The sequence below is a fragment of the Catenulispora rubra genome (assembly GCF_015356825.1).
In the GTDB taxonomy this organism is placed as follows: Bacteria; Actinomycetota; Actinomycetes; order Streptomycetales; family Catenulisporaceae; genus Catenulispora; species Catenulispora rubra.
In genome coordinates, this window is sequence record NZ_JAACYW010000285.1 from 1 (window position 1) to 14,687 (window position 14,687).

The window sequence follows — 14,687 nt, forward strand, 5'->3', positions numbered from 1 at the left end:
CGAGGTAGTCGCGGCGGATCCTGGCGGTGGTGCCGAGTGCCACGGGCAGCAGCAGGAAGCCGATCGGGCCCCACTATCGAGAGGGTGGGCACCAACGTGAGGGAAAGCTCGGGGGAGGACCGCAGGAAGTCCGTACGGGGCCTGACGAACTCTCGTTCTGCCGTTCTTCTCGTTCGCTCGTGCGCTCGTTCCGCCGCCGGCGCCTACTCGCTCCGGTCGTGCTCCCGCTCCTCGACGCCCCGCGCCCACGTGAGCGCCAGAATGCTCCCGGCCACCCCGATGACGATCAGCGCGATCGCCACGCTCACCCCGCCGGCGCCGGTCCAGTAGACGTCCTTCAGCTCGATGAGCAGCGCCGCCTCGTCCACGACCAGCGCCAGCCCGATGCCGAAGAACAGCCCCATCCACGTGTGCCACCGCGGCGAGCGTTCGATGATGCCGGCGCCGCCGACGAATATCAGGATCAGGATCCCCCACAGGTAGTGGTGGATGTGCACGCCGCCGGCGGTGACGTTGCCGAAACCGCGCACGTGCACGTGGATGGCCCAGGTCAGCAGCCGCAGCCCGCCGAACGTGACGGTGAACGACCACCAGGCGAGCACCAGTCCGCGGCGGGTGGGGTGCACGTCTTTGAGGGTTCGGATGCGCGCCATCGCCATATCATCGCACCATGACCTCCACGGAGCTTCCGGTCCTGACCATCGACGGCAGCCTCTTCGACGACTACGAAGGTTTCGCCGCCGAGTTCACGAAGCTGCTGACCGACTGGACCTGGCGCGGGCACCTCGACGCCTTCAACGACATCCTGCGCGGCGGCTTCGGCACGCCGGAGGACGGCTTCGTGTTGCGCTGGCTGGACTCCGCGCGGTCGCGGGAGCTGCTCGGGGCGGAGAAGTTCGACCAGCTCGTCGAGATCATCGAGGACCACGGCCCGGGCGGGAAGCAAGCTGCCGACGAGGTGCATCTGGAACTGCGGTAGCGCAGCGCTCAGGCCTCGTCGAGCAACGCCAGGTCCTCGGGCAGGTCGATGTCTGTCGGCGAGCCGTCACAGGGCACTGGGACCACCTCGTGCCGGGCCAGGAAGTCCCGCGCGCCGCGATCGCCGACGGCCGCGGCCGACGCCTCGGGCCAGTGCCGTGCGGCGATCAGGACCGGGTGGCCGCGTCGGCCTTCGTAGGTCGCTGCGGCGAGGTCTGCGCCGGAGGCGATGACGGCGCGGAGGGCCTCGGGTGTGACGAATGGCTGGTCCACCAACAGGATCACGGCCGCGCGGTACGGATCCGGTGTCGCTGCTGCTAGCGCCGCCAGGCCTGCGCGCAGCGATGAGCCCATGCCGGTCGCCCAATCCTGATTCACCACTACCGTGCAGCCTGCCAGGTTGGTGCGGCGCTGGACGTCGGTCGCCTCGGCGCCGAGCACGACGACCACCGCGTCGCAGCCGCCGGCGCGCGCCGTGCGGATCGCACGCTCGACCAGCAGCTCGCCACCGTGGGACAGCAGGGCTTTCGGACGTCCGCCGAGCCGTCGTCCGCCGCCGGCGGCCAGGATGATCGCGGCCACGTTCGCGTCCAAAGGTCCTCCGACCTGTCTATCGCAGCCGAAGCGCCAGGAACAGGTCGACCTGCGTCTCCAGATCGGCCAGGCTCCGGCCGGTCAGCTCCTCGATCCGGGCGATGCGGTATCGCAGGGTGTTGACGTGGACGTGCATCTGCTCGGCGCAGCGGGTCCAGGAGGTCGAGCACGCCAGGAACGTCTCCAGCGTGGCCTCCAGATCGGAGCGGTGCAGCGCGTCGTAGGTGCGCAGGGGTCCGAGCAGCCGGTCGCAGTAGGCGGCGCGCACGTCTTCGGGCAGCCCCGACAGCAGGAGCACGTGCGAGGCCAGCTCCTCGTGCCCGATGACGCTCACCTGGTCGTTGCGTGCCCGGCCGATGCGTAGGGCGTGGCGGGCCTCGTCGACCGTGGCGCGCAGGCTTTCCGCGCGGCGGCTGCCGACGCCGATCGCCAGCCGTTCGCGGCCCAGACCCGGGGCCATGCTGGTGAGGAGGTCGCGGATGCGGTCGGTCACGTCCGGCGGCGGGTTCGGGACCAGGGCGACGGCGTGGTCGTCGAACTCGGCGATCGGGAAGTCCGGGTCGGAGGCGCTGCGATGTTCGGCCGCGCGCCGTTGTTCCGGCAGCGGTAGCGGCGGCTGCGCGGCTTCAGCCGGGGCCGTTTGTTCGCCGTTCCGCGGGGTACGTTGGGTGACCTCCTCCAACAACGCCCGCAATATCGCCGCCGACTGCCCGCCCGGCCCGGCCAGCGCCATCGCCTGGACTTCGGTGTCCGGGCCCACCCCGACAAGGTCGGCGCGTGCGGCTATGTCGGCGACGCCGCCGTCCTCCGCGACGAGGTGCACCAGCTCGGCGCCGAGCAGCCGCAGCGGTTCGCGGCGGGCGGCCAGCCGTTCGCGCTCGATCGCCAGCACTGCCGCCGCCTTCGAGGCCAGGGCCTGGCGCCGGGGGTCCCAGCGTTTGTGGTCGCCGTCGAAGACCAGGTACCAGTCGGTCAGCGGGGAGCCGGAGCTGATGGCGAACACCGAGCGGCGGCGGATCCGGGCCGGCAGCTGGCCGGCGCGCAGCACTTCGCGCACCATCGCCTCGGCTTCGGTCGGCGGCATCGGCTCGTGCGAGGCGGCGACCGGCCGCGCGGCCGGGGTGAGGACCCAGCAGGGCATGCCGACGTCCTGCGCCAGCAGCTCCAGGATCGGGGCCAGCGCGGTGCCGGCGGCCGAGGCCGAGGCCAGGCGGCCGTGGCGCTCCAGGACCGAGCCGATGTCGGCGGCTCGCTCGGCGGAAAGCTGGCGGGCCAGGTGCTCGGTGAGGGTGGCGAAGGCCAGCTCGGTCGGGACGCGGAACAACGGCGTGCGGTGTGTGCGGCAGGCCTGGATCAGGTCGCGCGGGATCGGCGCGCCGGACGCGTCGCCGGCCGCGATGGCCGCGCCGCCAGCCTCGGCGACGGCGCGCGCGAAGCGCTCGGAGTCCCGGGGCTCGCGCCGCCAGATCAGGCCGGTCAGGACCAGCTCGCCGCCGTTGAGATAGCGGCCGGGGTCCAGCAGGTCGGTGGTGGCGACCCAGCTGATCTCGCGCTCCAGCAGCACATCCGGGCCGGTCAGCAGCTCCAGGCCGGGCATCGGGGTGTCCAGGAGCTCGCGAAGTCGCATGGTCACTCCCTTCTCCTGCCGGCGTCCGGGCGGTCGTGATCGAAATGAGGCTACCTCCGCTCCGCGCAGCCTAGGAACGGCCTGCGTCTGGCGTCTTTGGAGGATCCTCCGAAACCCCGGTTACAGACGCAGGGTCGCTTCATGGTTTCGGCCCGTGGCCGCACCCCTGCCGGCAGCGGTTCACTCACCGTCGTGCCGCCCGGCACCACGAAGCCCGGAAAGGAGGCGCCGATGCCCGCAGATGCCCGCCGCGAGGCGGTGACCGCGCTGAACGCCTGGTCCGCGGACGAGGCGCGGCGAGCGCTGAGCGCCTGCTGCGCCAGCCGCCGGTGGACCGACGCCATGGTCGACGGCCGGCCTTACGGGGGCTGGACCGAGCTGGCGGCGGCCGCGAGCGCGGGGATCAAGGCGCTCGGGTGGTCGGATGTGCTGGAGGCGCTGGACGCGCACCCGCGGATCGGGGACAGGGCGGCGGGGGAGTCGCGGGAGGCGAAGTGGTCGCGGGCCGAGCAGTCGGCGGCGGCTTCGGCGGACGCGGCGGTGCTGGACGCGGTGGCGCGGGCGAACGTGGAGTACGAGCGCCGGTTCGGGCACGTGTTCCTGATCTGCGCTTCGGGGCGGCCGGCGGAGCAGATCCTGGCCGAGGCCCGGCGGCGGCTCGGGAACGACGCGGCGGCCGAGCAGCAGGAGGTGCGGGGGGAGCTGGCGGCGATCGTGCTGCTGCGTCTGGAACGGCTCGCCGCGAGCGCTGGTGCCGGTGCTGGCTCTGCCGGGGCAGCCAGCAACGCGACCGGCCCTGCGACTTCGGCTGGAGCCGCCCGATGAGCTTGTCGACTCATGTCTTGGACGCGGTTCTCGGTCGTCCGGCTGCGGGGGTGCCGGTTCGTCTTGATGTCGCCCGCCCCGACGGCTGGCTTCCCGTGGCCCGCGAGCGCACCGACGCCGACGGCCGCATCCGCTTCGGCGCCGAGCTGCTCGGCGGCCCGCACCGCCTGGTCTTCGACACCGCCGCCTACTTTCAGGCCGCCGGCGTCGCCGAGTTCTTCTACCCGGAGGTCGCGATCGCCTTCGTGGTGACCGACCCGAGTGCGCACCACCACGTCCCGCTGCTGCTCAGCCCGTTCGCCTACTCGACTTATCGAGGGAGTTAGCCGATGCCGATCGTCCTGGGGGACAACCGTTACGGCAAAGCCGAGAACCGGGTCGTCCGGATCACCAAAGAGGGTCCGGTCCACCAGATCAAGGACCTCACCGTCTCCGTGGCCCTGTCCGGCGACCTGGACGCGACCCACCTGACCGGGGACAACTCCGGCGTCCTGCCGACCGACACCATGAAGAACACCTGCTTCGCCTTCGCGCAGCGGCACGGCGCGGTCGAGATCGAGGACTACGCGCTGCTGCTCGCGCGGCACTTCGTCGACTCCCAGCCGAGCATCACGCATGCCCGCGTCGAGGTCGACGAACACGCCTGGGAGCGCATCGGTGACGGTCCGCACTCGTTCCTGCGCAGCGGCGGCGGGACCCGGACGTGCACCGTGCACTACGACGGCACCGATGTCTGGGTTGTCAGCGGTCTGAAGGACCTCACCGTCCTGAACTCCACTGATTCCGAGTTCTGGGGCTACGTCAAGGACGAGTACACGACGCTGGCCGAGGCCCACGACCGCATCCTGGCCACGCAGATCAACGCGCAGTGGCGGCACACCGGCGTATCCGGCGACTGGGGCAAGTCCTACGAGCGTGCCAGGAACGCGCTGCTGGAAGCGTTTGTCGCAACGCACAGCCGCTCGCTCCAGCAGACGCTGTTCGAGCTGGGCACCCGCGTGCTGGAGCAGGGCCCGGAGCTGTGCGAGGTCCGGCTGAAGCTGCCGAACAAGCACCACTTCCTCTACGACACCGCCCCGTTCGGCCTGGACAACGCCAACGAGACGTTCATCGCTGCGGACCGGCCCTACGGCCTGATCGAGGGCGACGTCCACCGCGACGACGCCCCCGACCCCGGCCCGGCCTGGACCTGAGAGCAACCGGAGCACACCAGTGGACTTCCTACGCCCCGCGACCTGGGCCGAGGCGCTGACCGCCCGGGCCGAGCGGCCCGACGCGGTCCCCATCGCCGGCGGCACCGACGTCATGGTCGAGCTGAACTTCGACCGGCACCGCCCCGGCGCCCTGATCGACCTGAACCGGATCCCGGCGCTGCAGGAGTGGAGCCGGGACGCCGACGGCACCATCCGGCTCGGCGCGAGCGTCCCCTACACCCGCATCATCGACGAGCTGCGCGCCGACCTGCCGGGCCTGGCCATGGCCTCCCGCACCGTGGGCTCCCCGCAGATCCGCAACCGCGGCGGCGTCGGCGGCAACCTCGGCGCGGCCTCCCCGGCCGGCGACACGCACCCGGTGCTGGTCGCCACTGAGGCGGTGGTGGAGGTGGAGTCCGCCGCGCGGGGCGTGCGCACGATCCCGGCGACGGAGTTCTACCTCGGCGTCAAGCGCAACGCCATGGAGAAGGACGAGCTGATCAAGGCGGTGCTGCTGGCGCCGAAGAAGGGCCCGCAGCAGTTCTCGAAGATCGGCACCCGCAACGCGATGGTCATCGCCGTGTGCTCCTTCGCCGTCGCGCTGGACGTCGGCGCGCGCAAGGTCGGGGCCGGCATCGGCTCGGCCGCCCCGACCCCGCGCCGGGCGTTCGAGGCCGAGCTGTTCGTCGCCGACGAGCTGCCCTGGGACGGCCGCGGCGACCTCGACCTCGATCCGAGGATCGCGAAGCGGTTCGGCGAGCTGGTGTCGGCCGCCGCCGCGCCGATCGACGACGTCCGCGGTACCGCCGCCTACCGCCGGCACGCGCTGTCGGTGATGGCCCGCCGCACCCTGACCTGGGCCTGGCGTGAGTATCAGAGCAGCAAGGAACTGATATGAGAGTGACCTTCACCGTCAACGGTCGCCGGGCCGAGGCCGACGACGTCTGGGAGGGCGAGAGCCTGCTGTACGTGCTGCGCGAGCGCGTCGGCCTGCCGGGCTCGAAGAACGCCTGCGAGCAGGGGGAATGCGGGTCCTGCACGGTGTACCTGGACGACGTCCCGGTCTGCTCGTGCCTGGTGGCCGCCGGGCAGGTGCAGGACCGGGAGGTGCGCACCGTCGAAGGACTCGCCGACGGCGAGGAGCTCGACCCGATCCAGTCCTGCTTCATCAAGGCCGGCGCGGTCCAGTGCGGCTTCTGCACCCCGGGCCTGCTGGTCCAGGCGCACGCGCTGATCGAGCGCAATCCGAGCCCGTCCGACCCGGAGATCCGGGAGGCGCTGGCCGGGAACCTGTGCCGGTGCACGGGCTACGAGAAGATCCTCGACGCCGTCCGCGAGGCGGCCGCTGTGAAGGCCGGTGCGGCATGAGCACGATCATCATCCAGAACGCCGCGATCGCCACGGTCGACGCTGCGAACAGTGAGTACGAGTCCGGACATGTGGTCGTCGAGGACGGCCGGATCAGTGCTGTCGGCTCAGGTCCCGCGCCATCCGACCGGGTCGAGGGCACTGCGGGCGCGCGCGTCATCGACGGCACCGGCTGCCTGGCCACCCCCGGCCTGGTCAACACCCACCACCACCTCTACCAGTGGATCACCCGCGGGCTGGCCCAGGACGAGGCGTTGTTCGGCTGGCTGGTCGAGCTGTACCCGATCTGGGCCCGGCTGACCGAGGACACGCTCGGCGCCGCCGCGCGCGGTGGCCTGGCGTGGCTGGCCAAGACCGGCTGCACCACCTCGGCCGACCATCACTACGTCTTCCCGCGCCACGGCGGCGACCTGCTCGGCGCGGAGATCGAGGCGGCGCGCCAGATCGGGCTGCGCTTCCAGCCGACGCGCGGGTCGATGGACCGGGGCGCGTCCGACGGCGGGCTGCCGCCGGACTCCGTGGTGGAGCGGCTGGACGACATTCTGGCGGCGAGTCAGGATGCGATCACGCGGTACCACGACGCGTCGTTCGACTCGATGCTGCGGATCGGGCTGTCACCGTGCTCGCCGTTCTCGGTCAGCTCCGACCTGATGGTGCAGAGCGCGTCGCTGGCCCGCGAGCACGGGGTCCGGCTGCACACACACCTCGCCGAGACGCTCGACGAGGAGCAGTTCTGCCTGGCCACGCACGGCTGCACGCCGGCCGAATACGCCGACAAGCTCGGCTGGCTCGGCCCGGACGTCTGGCTGGCGCACTGCGTGCACCTGTCGGACTCGGCGATCCGCCGCTTCGCCGACACGGGGACCGGCACCGCGCACTGCGCGTCGTCCAACGCGCGCCTGGGCTCCGGCCACGCGCGGATCAAGGACCTGCTGGCGGCCGGCGCCCCGGTCGGGCTCGGCGTGGACGGGGCCGCGTCGCAGGAGTCGGGGATGCTGGTGGAGGAGCTGCGGCAGGCGATGTACGTCTCGCGGCTGCGCGCACTGTCCTCCGACCCCGCCGAGGCGCTGAACGCCCGTGCCTCCCTGCGCCTGGGCACGATCGGCGGCGCGCAGGTGCTCGGGCGCGCGGCCGAGATCGGCTCGTTGGAGGTCGGCAAGCTCGGCGACATCGCGCTGTGGGACCTGAACGGCCTCGGCCACGCCGACATCGCCGACCCGGTCGCCGCGCTGGTCTTCGGCCCGCCAGCGCCGCTGCGTCTGCTCGCCGTCGGCGGGAACCCGGTCGTCGAGGACGGGACGTTGCTCACCGCCGACGAGAACGCGCTGGCCCGCGAGTGCCGCACCGCTGCCCGCTCCCTGATGGAGGCGTCCTGATGGCCACGCGTGCACCCGATCGCGCGCCCCGCGAGCTGAATCAGTCCGCGACGACCGGCGGTGTCGGCGACAGCCCGACCCGCCCGGATGGCCCCCTGAAGGTGAAGGGCGAGTTCGCCTACTCCTCCGACCTGTTCATGGACGACATGGTCTGGGGCATGACCCTGCGCAGCCCGCATCCCAGGGCCCTGATCCGCTCCGTCGACTTCGCCGCCGCCCTGGCGCTGCCCGGCGTCAACGCCGTCCTCACCCACGAGGACGTCCCCGGCTACAAGCTCTACGGCCTGGACGTCCGCGACCAGCCGGTCCTGGCCATCGGCGAGGTCCGGCACCACGGCGAGCCGGTGGCGCTGGTCGCCGCCGACCACCCGGAGACCGCGCGGCGCGCCCTGAAGCTGATCCAGGTCGACTACGAGGTGCTCGAACCGGTGGTCGACGCGCGGCGCGCCCTCTTCGACCCGGAGTGCCCGCGCGTCCACCCGGACGGCAACCTCGTGCGGCACCAGCCGGTCCGGGTCGGTGCCGACGTCGATGATCCGGCGGTGCGCGCGCAGTGCGCCGTCGTCGTTTCCGGCGAATACGAGGTGGGCATTCAGGATCAGGCGTTCCTGGGCCCCGAATCAGGGCTCGCGGTTCCGGCCGAGGACGGCGGCGTCGACCTCTACGTGGCCACCCAATGGATGCACAACGACCTGCTGCAGATCGCGCCCTGCCTGGGCCTGCCGGAGGCGAAGATCCGGATGACGCTGTCCGGCGTCGGCGGCGCGTTCGGCGGACGCGAGGACCTGTCGATGCAGATCCACGCCGCGATGCTGGCGCTGCACGTCGGCAAACCGGTGAAGATGGTCTACAACCGCGAGGAGTCGTTCTTCGGGCACGTGCACCGGCATCCGGCGTCGATGAAGTACACCTACGGCGCGACCGCCGAGGGCGAGCTGGTGTTCGCCGACGTGGAGATCGTGCTGGACGGCGGCGGCTACACCTCGGCCACCGTGAACGTCGTCGGCAACGCCGCCTCGCTCGGCGTCGGGCCGTATGTCATCCCGAACATCAGGATCGATTCCTACGGGGCGTACACCAACAACCCGCCGTGCGGCGCGATGCGCGGCTTCGGCGCGGTCCAGGCGTGCTTCGCGTACGAGTCGATGATGGACAAGCTGGCCGCCGAGCTCGGCCTGGACCCGGTCACCATCCGCCAGCGCAACGCCGTGACCCAGGGCGACAAGCTCGCCACCGGCCAGGTCGTGGACGCACCGGCGCCGGTCGCCGAGATGCTGGAGACGCTCAAGGCGCTGCCGATGCCGGCCCCGGCCGACACCTCGGACCTGCGCAACCTGCCCGGCTCGACCGCCAACACCACGCACGGCGAAGGCGTGGTGCGCGGCGTCGGCTACGGCCTCGGCGTCAAGAACATCTGCTTCTCCGAGGACTTCGACGACTATTCCACCGCGCGCGTGCGCCTGGAACTGCTCGGCGACACCGTCGGTGCCCTGGTGCACACCGCCGCCGCCGAGGTGGGGCAGGGCCTGGTCACGCTGGAGGCGCAGATCGCGCGCACCGAGCTGGGGGTGGAGCAGGTGACGATCCACCCGGCCGACAACTCGGTCGGCAACGCCGGCTCTTCGTCGGCGTCGCGGCAGTCGTACATGACCGGCGGCGCGGTGAAGACCGCGTGCGAGGCGGTGCGCGCCGCGGTGTTCGCACGGCTGGCGAAGGACCACGGCCGGGATTATGACGACCTGTCGCTGACCGGCGGCAAGATTGTGTCGGCGTCCGAGGGCGTGGTCGCCACGCTGGAGCAGGTGCTGGCGTCCGGCCCGATCGAGGAGACCCGCGAGTACCACCACCACCGGACGCAGCGCATGGATCCGTTCACCGGCCAGGGGAACTCGCACACGCAGCTGGCCTTCGCCGTGCACCGCGCGGTCGTCGACGTGGACGTGGAACTCGGGCTGATCAAGGTCGTGGCACTGGACCTGGTCCAGGACGTCGGCAAGATCATGAACCGGCTGTCGCTGGAAGGCCAGCTGCACGGCGGCTCCGCGCAGGGCCTCGGCCTGGCGGTGATGGAGGAGATCCAGGTACGCGACGGCATCGTCCGCAACCCCTCCTTCACCGACTACCTGATCCCCACGATCCTCGACATGCCGCCGATGAAGATGGAGATCTTGGAGAACGCCGACCCGCGCGCCCCCTACGGCCTGCGCGGCGCCGGCGAGCCCCCGACGCTGTCCTCGACCCCGGCGATCGCGGCGGCGATCCGCGACGCGACCGGGCTGGACCTGCGGCGCGTGCCGATCCGACCGGAGGACCTGACCAATGCGTGACATCACGGAAGACCTGCACGCCTGGCACACAACTGGGAAGGCCTACGCGGTCGCCTCGGTGGTCGCGGTGAAGGGCAGCGCACCGCGCGAACTCGGCGCCGCGCTCGCCGTGGACGCCGAGGGCACGGTGGTGGGGAGCGTGTCCGGCGGGTGCGTCGAGGGGGCGGTGTACGAGCTCTGCGTCGAGTCGCTGCAGCATGGGCGGCCGGTGTTGGAGACCTTCGGGTACAGCGATGATGATGCCTTCGCGGTGGGGTTGACCTGCGGTGGGGAGCTGGAAGTCTTCATTCAGCCAGTGTTCCCGGACGCCGAACAGGTCCCGGAGGCGAGCAGCGATCGGCCCGAGCTGGTCCCGGCAGCGAGCAGCGATCGGCCCGAGCAGGCCATCGGGGCGGCGCTGTCGGCGGTGGCGGCCGGCGAGCCGATCGCATTGGCGCGCGTGGTCGCCGGTCCGGCGGATCTGGTCGGTCGGTCGTTGGCCGTCCGTCCGCAGGCCCCTGAGATCCTCTGGGGCCCGCCCGGCGCCTCCATCGCCGTCGATGGCGACCCCTGGACCGCCACCGGCACCATCAGCCCCGGCCTGGACCGCGTCGTCGCCCGCCACGCCCGCGCGATGGTCGAGTCCGGCGCCACCGGCACCATCGCCGTCGGCACCGAGGGGGAGGGCCAGGACTGCGGCGAGGCGGTGACCGTCTTCATCGAGTCCTTCGTCACCGCGCCCCGGATGCTCATCTTCGGTGCCATCGACTTCGCCGCCGCCCTGGTCCGCGTCGGCAAGTACCTCGGCTACCACGTCACCGTCTGCGACGCCCGGCCGGTCTTCGCCACCCGCCGCCGCTTCCCCGAAGCCGACGACGTCGTGGTCGCCTGGCCGCACCGCTACCTGGAGACCACGCGCGTCGACGCCCGCACCGTCGTCGCGGTCCTCACCCACGACGCCAAGTTCGACGTCCCGCTGCTGGTCAAGGCGCTGCGACTGCCGGTCGCCTACGTCGGCGCCATGGGCTCGCGCCGCACCTGCGCGCAACGTGCCGACCGGCTGCGCGAAGCCGGCCTGGCCGATGCCGAGATCGCCAACCTGCACGCCCCGATCGGCCTCGACCTCGGCGCGCGCACCTCGGAGGAGACCGCGCTGTCCATCGCCGCCGAGATCGTCGCGGCGCGCCACGGGGGTACGGGCCGCGCGCTCGGCGATGTCACGACCGCGATCCACCAGCCGAAGCCTGCCGCCGAGCCGGTCACCGAGCCCGCCGCCGAGCCGGCAGCCCACCCGGCGCCAGTCCTCTGAGCCGAATCGGAGTCTTGCCATGACCCTGATGTTCCTCAACGGCGGCGCCATGCGCGGCGGCCCCCTGCACCACCTGCTGCAGGACGCCCCGCTGGTCGGCGTCGTCCGCACCGCGCCGAAGTACCACTTCTACTCCGTCGGCGACGCCTTCCCGGCGATCGAGGCCGTCGAGTCCGGCGGCGTGAGCGTCGTCGGCGAGCTCTACGACGTGCCCTGGGACGTCCTGGAACGCTCGCTGCTCCCGGCCGAGCCCGAAGAGCTCGAACTCGGCGTCATCGAGCTCGAAGACGGCGGGGGCACCCTGTCGATGGTCCGGCGCCGCGCCTACACCGAACCCCACACCTACCGCGACATCTCGCACCACGCCGACTGGCGTGCGTACAAGGCCAGCCTGGAGGCAGCCCAGTGACGCTCCGCTTCGACATCAACCTCTCGATCCTGTTCACCGAACTGCCGCTGCTGGAACGCCCCGCCGCCGCGCGCGCCGCCGGGTTCACCGCGGCGGAGTTCTGGTGGCCGTTCGGGACCGAGGCGGTGCCCTCCGACAAGGACGTGGACGCGTTCCTGGCAGCGCTGGACAATGCCGGGGTCAGCCTGGTCGGCCTGAACTTCCTCGACGACCTCTCGGTCGGCTCGCGCGGCCTGGTCTCAGTGCCCGAACACGCCGGCCGGTTCCGCGACAGCGTCGACGTCGCGGTCGGCATCGCCGAGCGCACCGGCTGCCGGAACCTGAACGCCTTGTACGGCAACAGGATCGAGGGCCGTGTCGAACACCAGCGGGACGTCGTGCTGGAGAACCTGGAGGCGGCCACCGCTGCCGCCTCGCGCATCGGGGCGACGGTGTTGCTCGAAGCGCTGAACGCGATCGAGTCTCCGGCGTATCCGATCACCTCGACCGCGGCGGCGCTCGCCGAGATCGACCGAGTAGCCGCCGCCACCGGCGCGACCAACCTGGCTTTCCTGTGCGACCTTTACCACCTGGCGCGCATGGAGGAAGACCTGTTCGAGACGATCGCCGCCCACGCCGACCGCTTCGGGCACGTGCAGATCGCCGACATCCCCGCGCGCGGTGAACCCGACAGCGGCGCCCTGGACTTCTCCGCCTTGTTCAAGGCCCTGACCGAGGCCGGCTACACCGCCGAGTCGGGCCGGGGCTGGGTCGGGCTGGAGTACAAGCCGTCCACCGGCATCACCACCGACAGCTTCGAATGGATGGAACCCCTTTCATGAGCACCAAGATAGGTTTCATCGGCCTCGGGATCATGGGGTCCCCGATGGCCGCGAACCTGGTCAAGGCCGGGTTCGAGGTCACCGGCTACGACCTGAACGCCCCGAACGTCGCTAAACTCGTCGCCGCCGGCGGGACCGGCACGGCCTCGATCGCCGAGGCCATCGATGGCGCTGACGTCGTGATCACCATGCTGCCCGCGCACCCGCACGTCGCGGCGGCGGTCCTCGGCGAGGGCGGGGTATTCGAGACCATCAAGCCCGGCACGTTGTTCATCGACTTCTCGACCATCCGGCCCGAGACCTCCATCGAGGTCGCGAAGGCCGGTGCGGCGCTGGGTGTGCGTGTGCTGGACGCCCCGGTGTCCGGCGGCGAGAAGGGCGCGATCGACGCCGTGCTGTCCATCATGGTCGGCGGCGAGCCTGACGTGTTCGAGGCCGCGCGTCCGGTGTTCGACGCGGTCGGGAAGGTGGCGGCGTTGTGCGGGCCGGCTGGGTCCGGGCAGGTCGTCAAGGCCGCGAACCAGCTGGTCGTCGGCGGCACGTACGCGCTGGTCGCCGAGGCGATCGTGCTGATGGAGGCCTCCGGCGTGGATGCCGCCGCCGGCCTGGACATGCTCGCCGGCGGCCTGGCCGGCTCCCGGATCCTGGAGCTCAAGCGGGCCTCGATGCTGGCCCGCGACTTCCGGCCCGGATTCCGCATCGACCTGCACCACAAGGACATGGGCATCGCCCTGGACGCGGCGCGGCAGGCCGAGGTGGCGCTGCCGCTGACCAACCTGGTCGCCGCGCTGATCCAGGCCGCGCGCTCGCAGGGCCTGGGCGACCGGGACCACTCCGCGCTGCTGGCGGTGGCCGAGAACCTGTCCGGCCGCTCCGGCGGTGCCGCACGAAAGGCGAACTGAAGCTCATGAAGATGCCCGTGATGAACGCGGTGGTGCAGGTCCTGAAGTCCGAGGGCGTCGATGCCGCCTTCGGCTGCCCCGGGGCCGCGATCCTGCCGCTGTACAAGGCGATGGAGGAAGAGGGTGGCATCGACCACCTGATCGTGCGCCACGAGGAGGGCGCCACGCACATGGCCGACGGCTGGGCCCGGACCAACGGCCGGGTCGGCGTGGCCATCGGCACCTCCGGACCGGCCGGGACCAACATGATCACCGGCCTGTACACGGCGATGGCCGACTCGATCCCGATGATCGTCATCACCGGCCAGGCCGTCTCCACGGCGCTGGACAAGGAGGCGTTCCAGGCTGTTGACATCGTCGGCTGCGCGACGCCGGTGACGAAGTGGGCGGTGCAGATCAAGGAGGCGGCGACCGCGCCGTGGATCTTCCGCGAGGCGTTCCGCGTCGCGCGGTCGGGGCGTCCCGGGCCGGTGCTGATCGACATCCCGCTGGACGTCGCCAAGCAGTTCATCGAGTACGACGCGGCGCTGGACTCGCCGCTGCCGGTGCCGGTCGTCGAGCCGCACGCCCCGCGCGTGGAGAAGGCGCTGGACATGCTGCTGGCCGCCGAGCGTCCGCTGATCCTGGCCGGGGGCGGTGTGATCATCGCCGACGCGGCTGCGGAGCTGCGTGAGCTGGTGGCTTACCTGGGGATCCCGGTGCAGGTGACGCTGATGGGCAAGGGGGCGGTGGACGAGGACGACCCGCTGTACGCGGGCATGACCGGCGTGCAGACCTCGCAGCGGTACGGGAACGCCTCGTTCCTGGAGTCAGACCTCGTGCTCGCTGTCGGGGCGCGCTTCGGCGACCGGCACACCGGGACGCTGGACGTGTACCGGGGCGAGCGGAAGTTCATCCACGTCGACATCGAGGCGACGCAGCTGGGGCGGGTGTTCGAGCCGGACCTGGGGATCGTGTCGGACGCGCGGCTGTTCCTGCG

Annotated in this window: 16 protein-coding genes; 13 read left to right on the top strand and 3 right to left on the bottom strand. The window is 71.6% G+C overall.

Annotation, left to right across the window (positions count from 1 at the left end; genetic code table 11):
• Positions 1–203: 203 nt before the first annotated feature.
• Positions 204–653 (bottom strand): hypothetical protein, encoded by a 450-nt coding sequence (locus GWK61_RS44190; protein ID WP_194918391.1) that lies wholly within the window; start codon positions 651–653, stop codon positions 204–206.
• Positions 654–670: 17 nt separating this feature from the next.
• On the opposite strand from GWK61_RS44190, the gene GWK61_RS44195 reads away from it, so the two are divergent.
• A complete protein-coding gene (locus GWK61_RS44195) occupies positions 671–979 on the top strand; it encodes a barstar family protein (protein WP_194918393.1) in 309 nt (102 codons plus the stop codon).
• Positions 980–987: 8 nt separating this feature from the next.
• On the opposite strand, the gene GWK61_RS44200 is transcribed toward GWK61_RS44195, so the two are convergent.
• Both GWK61_RS44200 and GWK61_RS44205 read right to left on the bottom strand, forming a co-directional pair.
• The gene (locus GWK61_RS44200; protein ID WP_228563957.1) at positions 988–1,572 is read right to left on the bottom strand and encodes a nucleotidyltransferase family protein; all 585 of its coding nucleotides are present in this window, start codon (positions 1,570–1,572) and stop codon (positions 988–990) included.
• A 16-nt stretch (positions 1,573–1,588) separates the two neighbouring features.
• Entirely contained in the window at positions 1,589–3,199 is a 1,611-nt protein-coding gene (locus GWK61_RS44205; RefSeq protein WP_194918394.1) for a helix-turn-helix domain-containing protein, read from the bottom strand.
• Between the two features lie 231 nt (positions 3,200–3,430).
• On the opposite strand from GWK61_RS44205, the gene uraD reads away from it, so the two are divergent.
• From uraD to GWK61_RS44265, 12 genes are all read left to right on the top strand, one after another.
• Complete coding sequence (gene uraD / locus GWK61_RS44210) at positions 3,431–4,024, top strand: 2-oxo-4-hydroxy-4-carboxy-5-ureidoimidazoline decarboxylase (RefSeq protein WP_194918396.1); 594 nt, start codon at positions 3,431–3,433, stop codon at positions 4,022–4,024.
• Positions 4,021–4,350: a hydroxyisourate hydrolase gene (gene uraH / locus GWK61_RS44215; RefSeq protein WP_194918406.1), complete on the top strand. Its 330-nt coding sequence runs from the start codon at positions 4,021–4,023 to the stop codon at positions 4,348–4,350. The genes uraD and uraH overlap by 4 nt, the downstream gene beginning before the upstream one ends.
• A 3-nt stretch (positions 4,351–4,353) precedes the next feature.
• Positions 4,354–5,217 (top strand): factor-independent urate hydroxylase, encoded by an 864-nt coding sequence (gene pucL / locus GWK61_RS44220; RefSeq protein WP_194918408.1) that lies wholly within the window; start codon positions 4,354–4,356, stop codon positions 5,215–5,217.
• Positions 5,218–5,236: 19 nt separating this feature from the next.
• Positions 5,237–6,115 (top strand): FAD binding domain-containing protein, encoded by an 879-nt coding sequence (locus GWK61_RS60165; protein WP_194918409.1) that lies wholly within the window; start codon positions 5,237–5,239, stop codon positions 6,113–6,115.
• Positions 6,112–6,585, top strand: coding sequence for a (2Fe-2S)-binding protein (locus tag GWK61_RS44230; RefSeq protein ID WP_194918411.1), 474 nt, complete (start codon positions 6,112–6,114; stop codon positions 6,583–6,585). Before GWK61_RS60165 ends, GWK61_RS44230 begins: the two co-directional genes overlap by 4 nt.
• A complete protein-coding gene (locus GWK61_RS44235) occupies positions 6,582–7,961 on the top strand; it encodes an 8-oxoguanine deaminase (RefSeq protein ID WP_194918413.1) in 1,380 nt (459 codons plus the stop codon). Before GWK61_RS44230 ends, GWK61_RS44235 begins: the two co-directional genes overlap by 4 nt.
• Positions 7,961–10,288: a xanthine dehydrogenase subunit D gene (gene pucD, locus GWK61_RS44240; protein ID WP_194918416.1), complete on the top strand. Its 2,328-nt coding sequence runs from the start codon at positions 7,961–7,963 to the stop codon at positions 10,286–10,288. The genes GWK61_RS44235 and pucD overlap by 1 nt, the downstream gene beginning before the upstream one ends.
• The gene (locus GWK61_RS44245; RefSeq protein WP_194918418.1) at positions 10,281–11,576 is read left to right on the top strand and encodes an XdhC family protein; all 1,296 of its coding nucleotides are present in this window, start codon (positions 10,281–10,283) and stop codon (positions 11,574–11,576) included. The genes pucD and GWK61_RS44245 overlap by 8 nt, the downstream gene beginning before the upstream one ends.
• 19 nt (positions 11,577–11,595) lie before the next feature.
• Positions 11,596–11,985: an allophanate hydrolase-related protein gene (locus GWK61_RS44250; RefSeq protein ID WP_194918420.1), complete on the top strand. Its 390-nt coding sequence runs from the start codon at positions 11,596–11,598 to the stop codon at positions 11,983–11,985.
• Positions 11,982–12,806: a hydroxypyruvate isomerase family protein gene (locus GWK61_RS44255; RefSeq protein WP_194918422.1), complete on the top strand. Its 825-nt coding sequence runs from the start codon at positions 11,982–11,984 to the stop codon at positions 12,804–12,806. Before GWK61_RS44250 ends, GWK61_RS44255 begins: the two co-directional genes overlap by 4 nt.
• Positions 12,803–13,708 (top strand): 2-hydroxy-3-oxopropionate reductase, encoded by a 906-nt coding sequence (locus tag GWK61_RS44260; protein WP_228563958.1) that lies wholly within the window; start codon positions 12,803–12,805, stop codon positions 13,706–13,708. Before GWK61_RS44255 ends, GWK61_RS44260 begins: the two co-directional genes overlap by 4 nt.
• Positions 13,709–13,713: 5 nt before the next feature.
• Positions 13,714–14,687, top strand: a 974-nt coding sequence (locus tag GWK61_RS44265; RefSeq protein WP_267254531.1) for a thiamine pyrophosphate-binding protein, incomplete at its 3' end; no start/stop codon positions are given.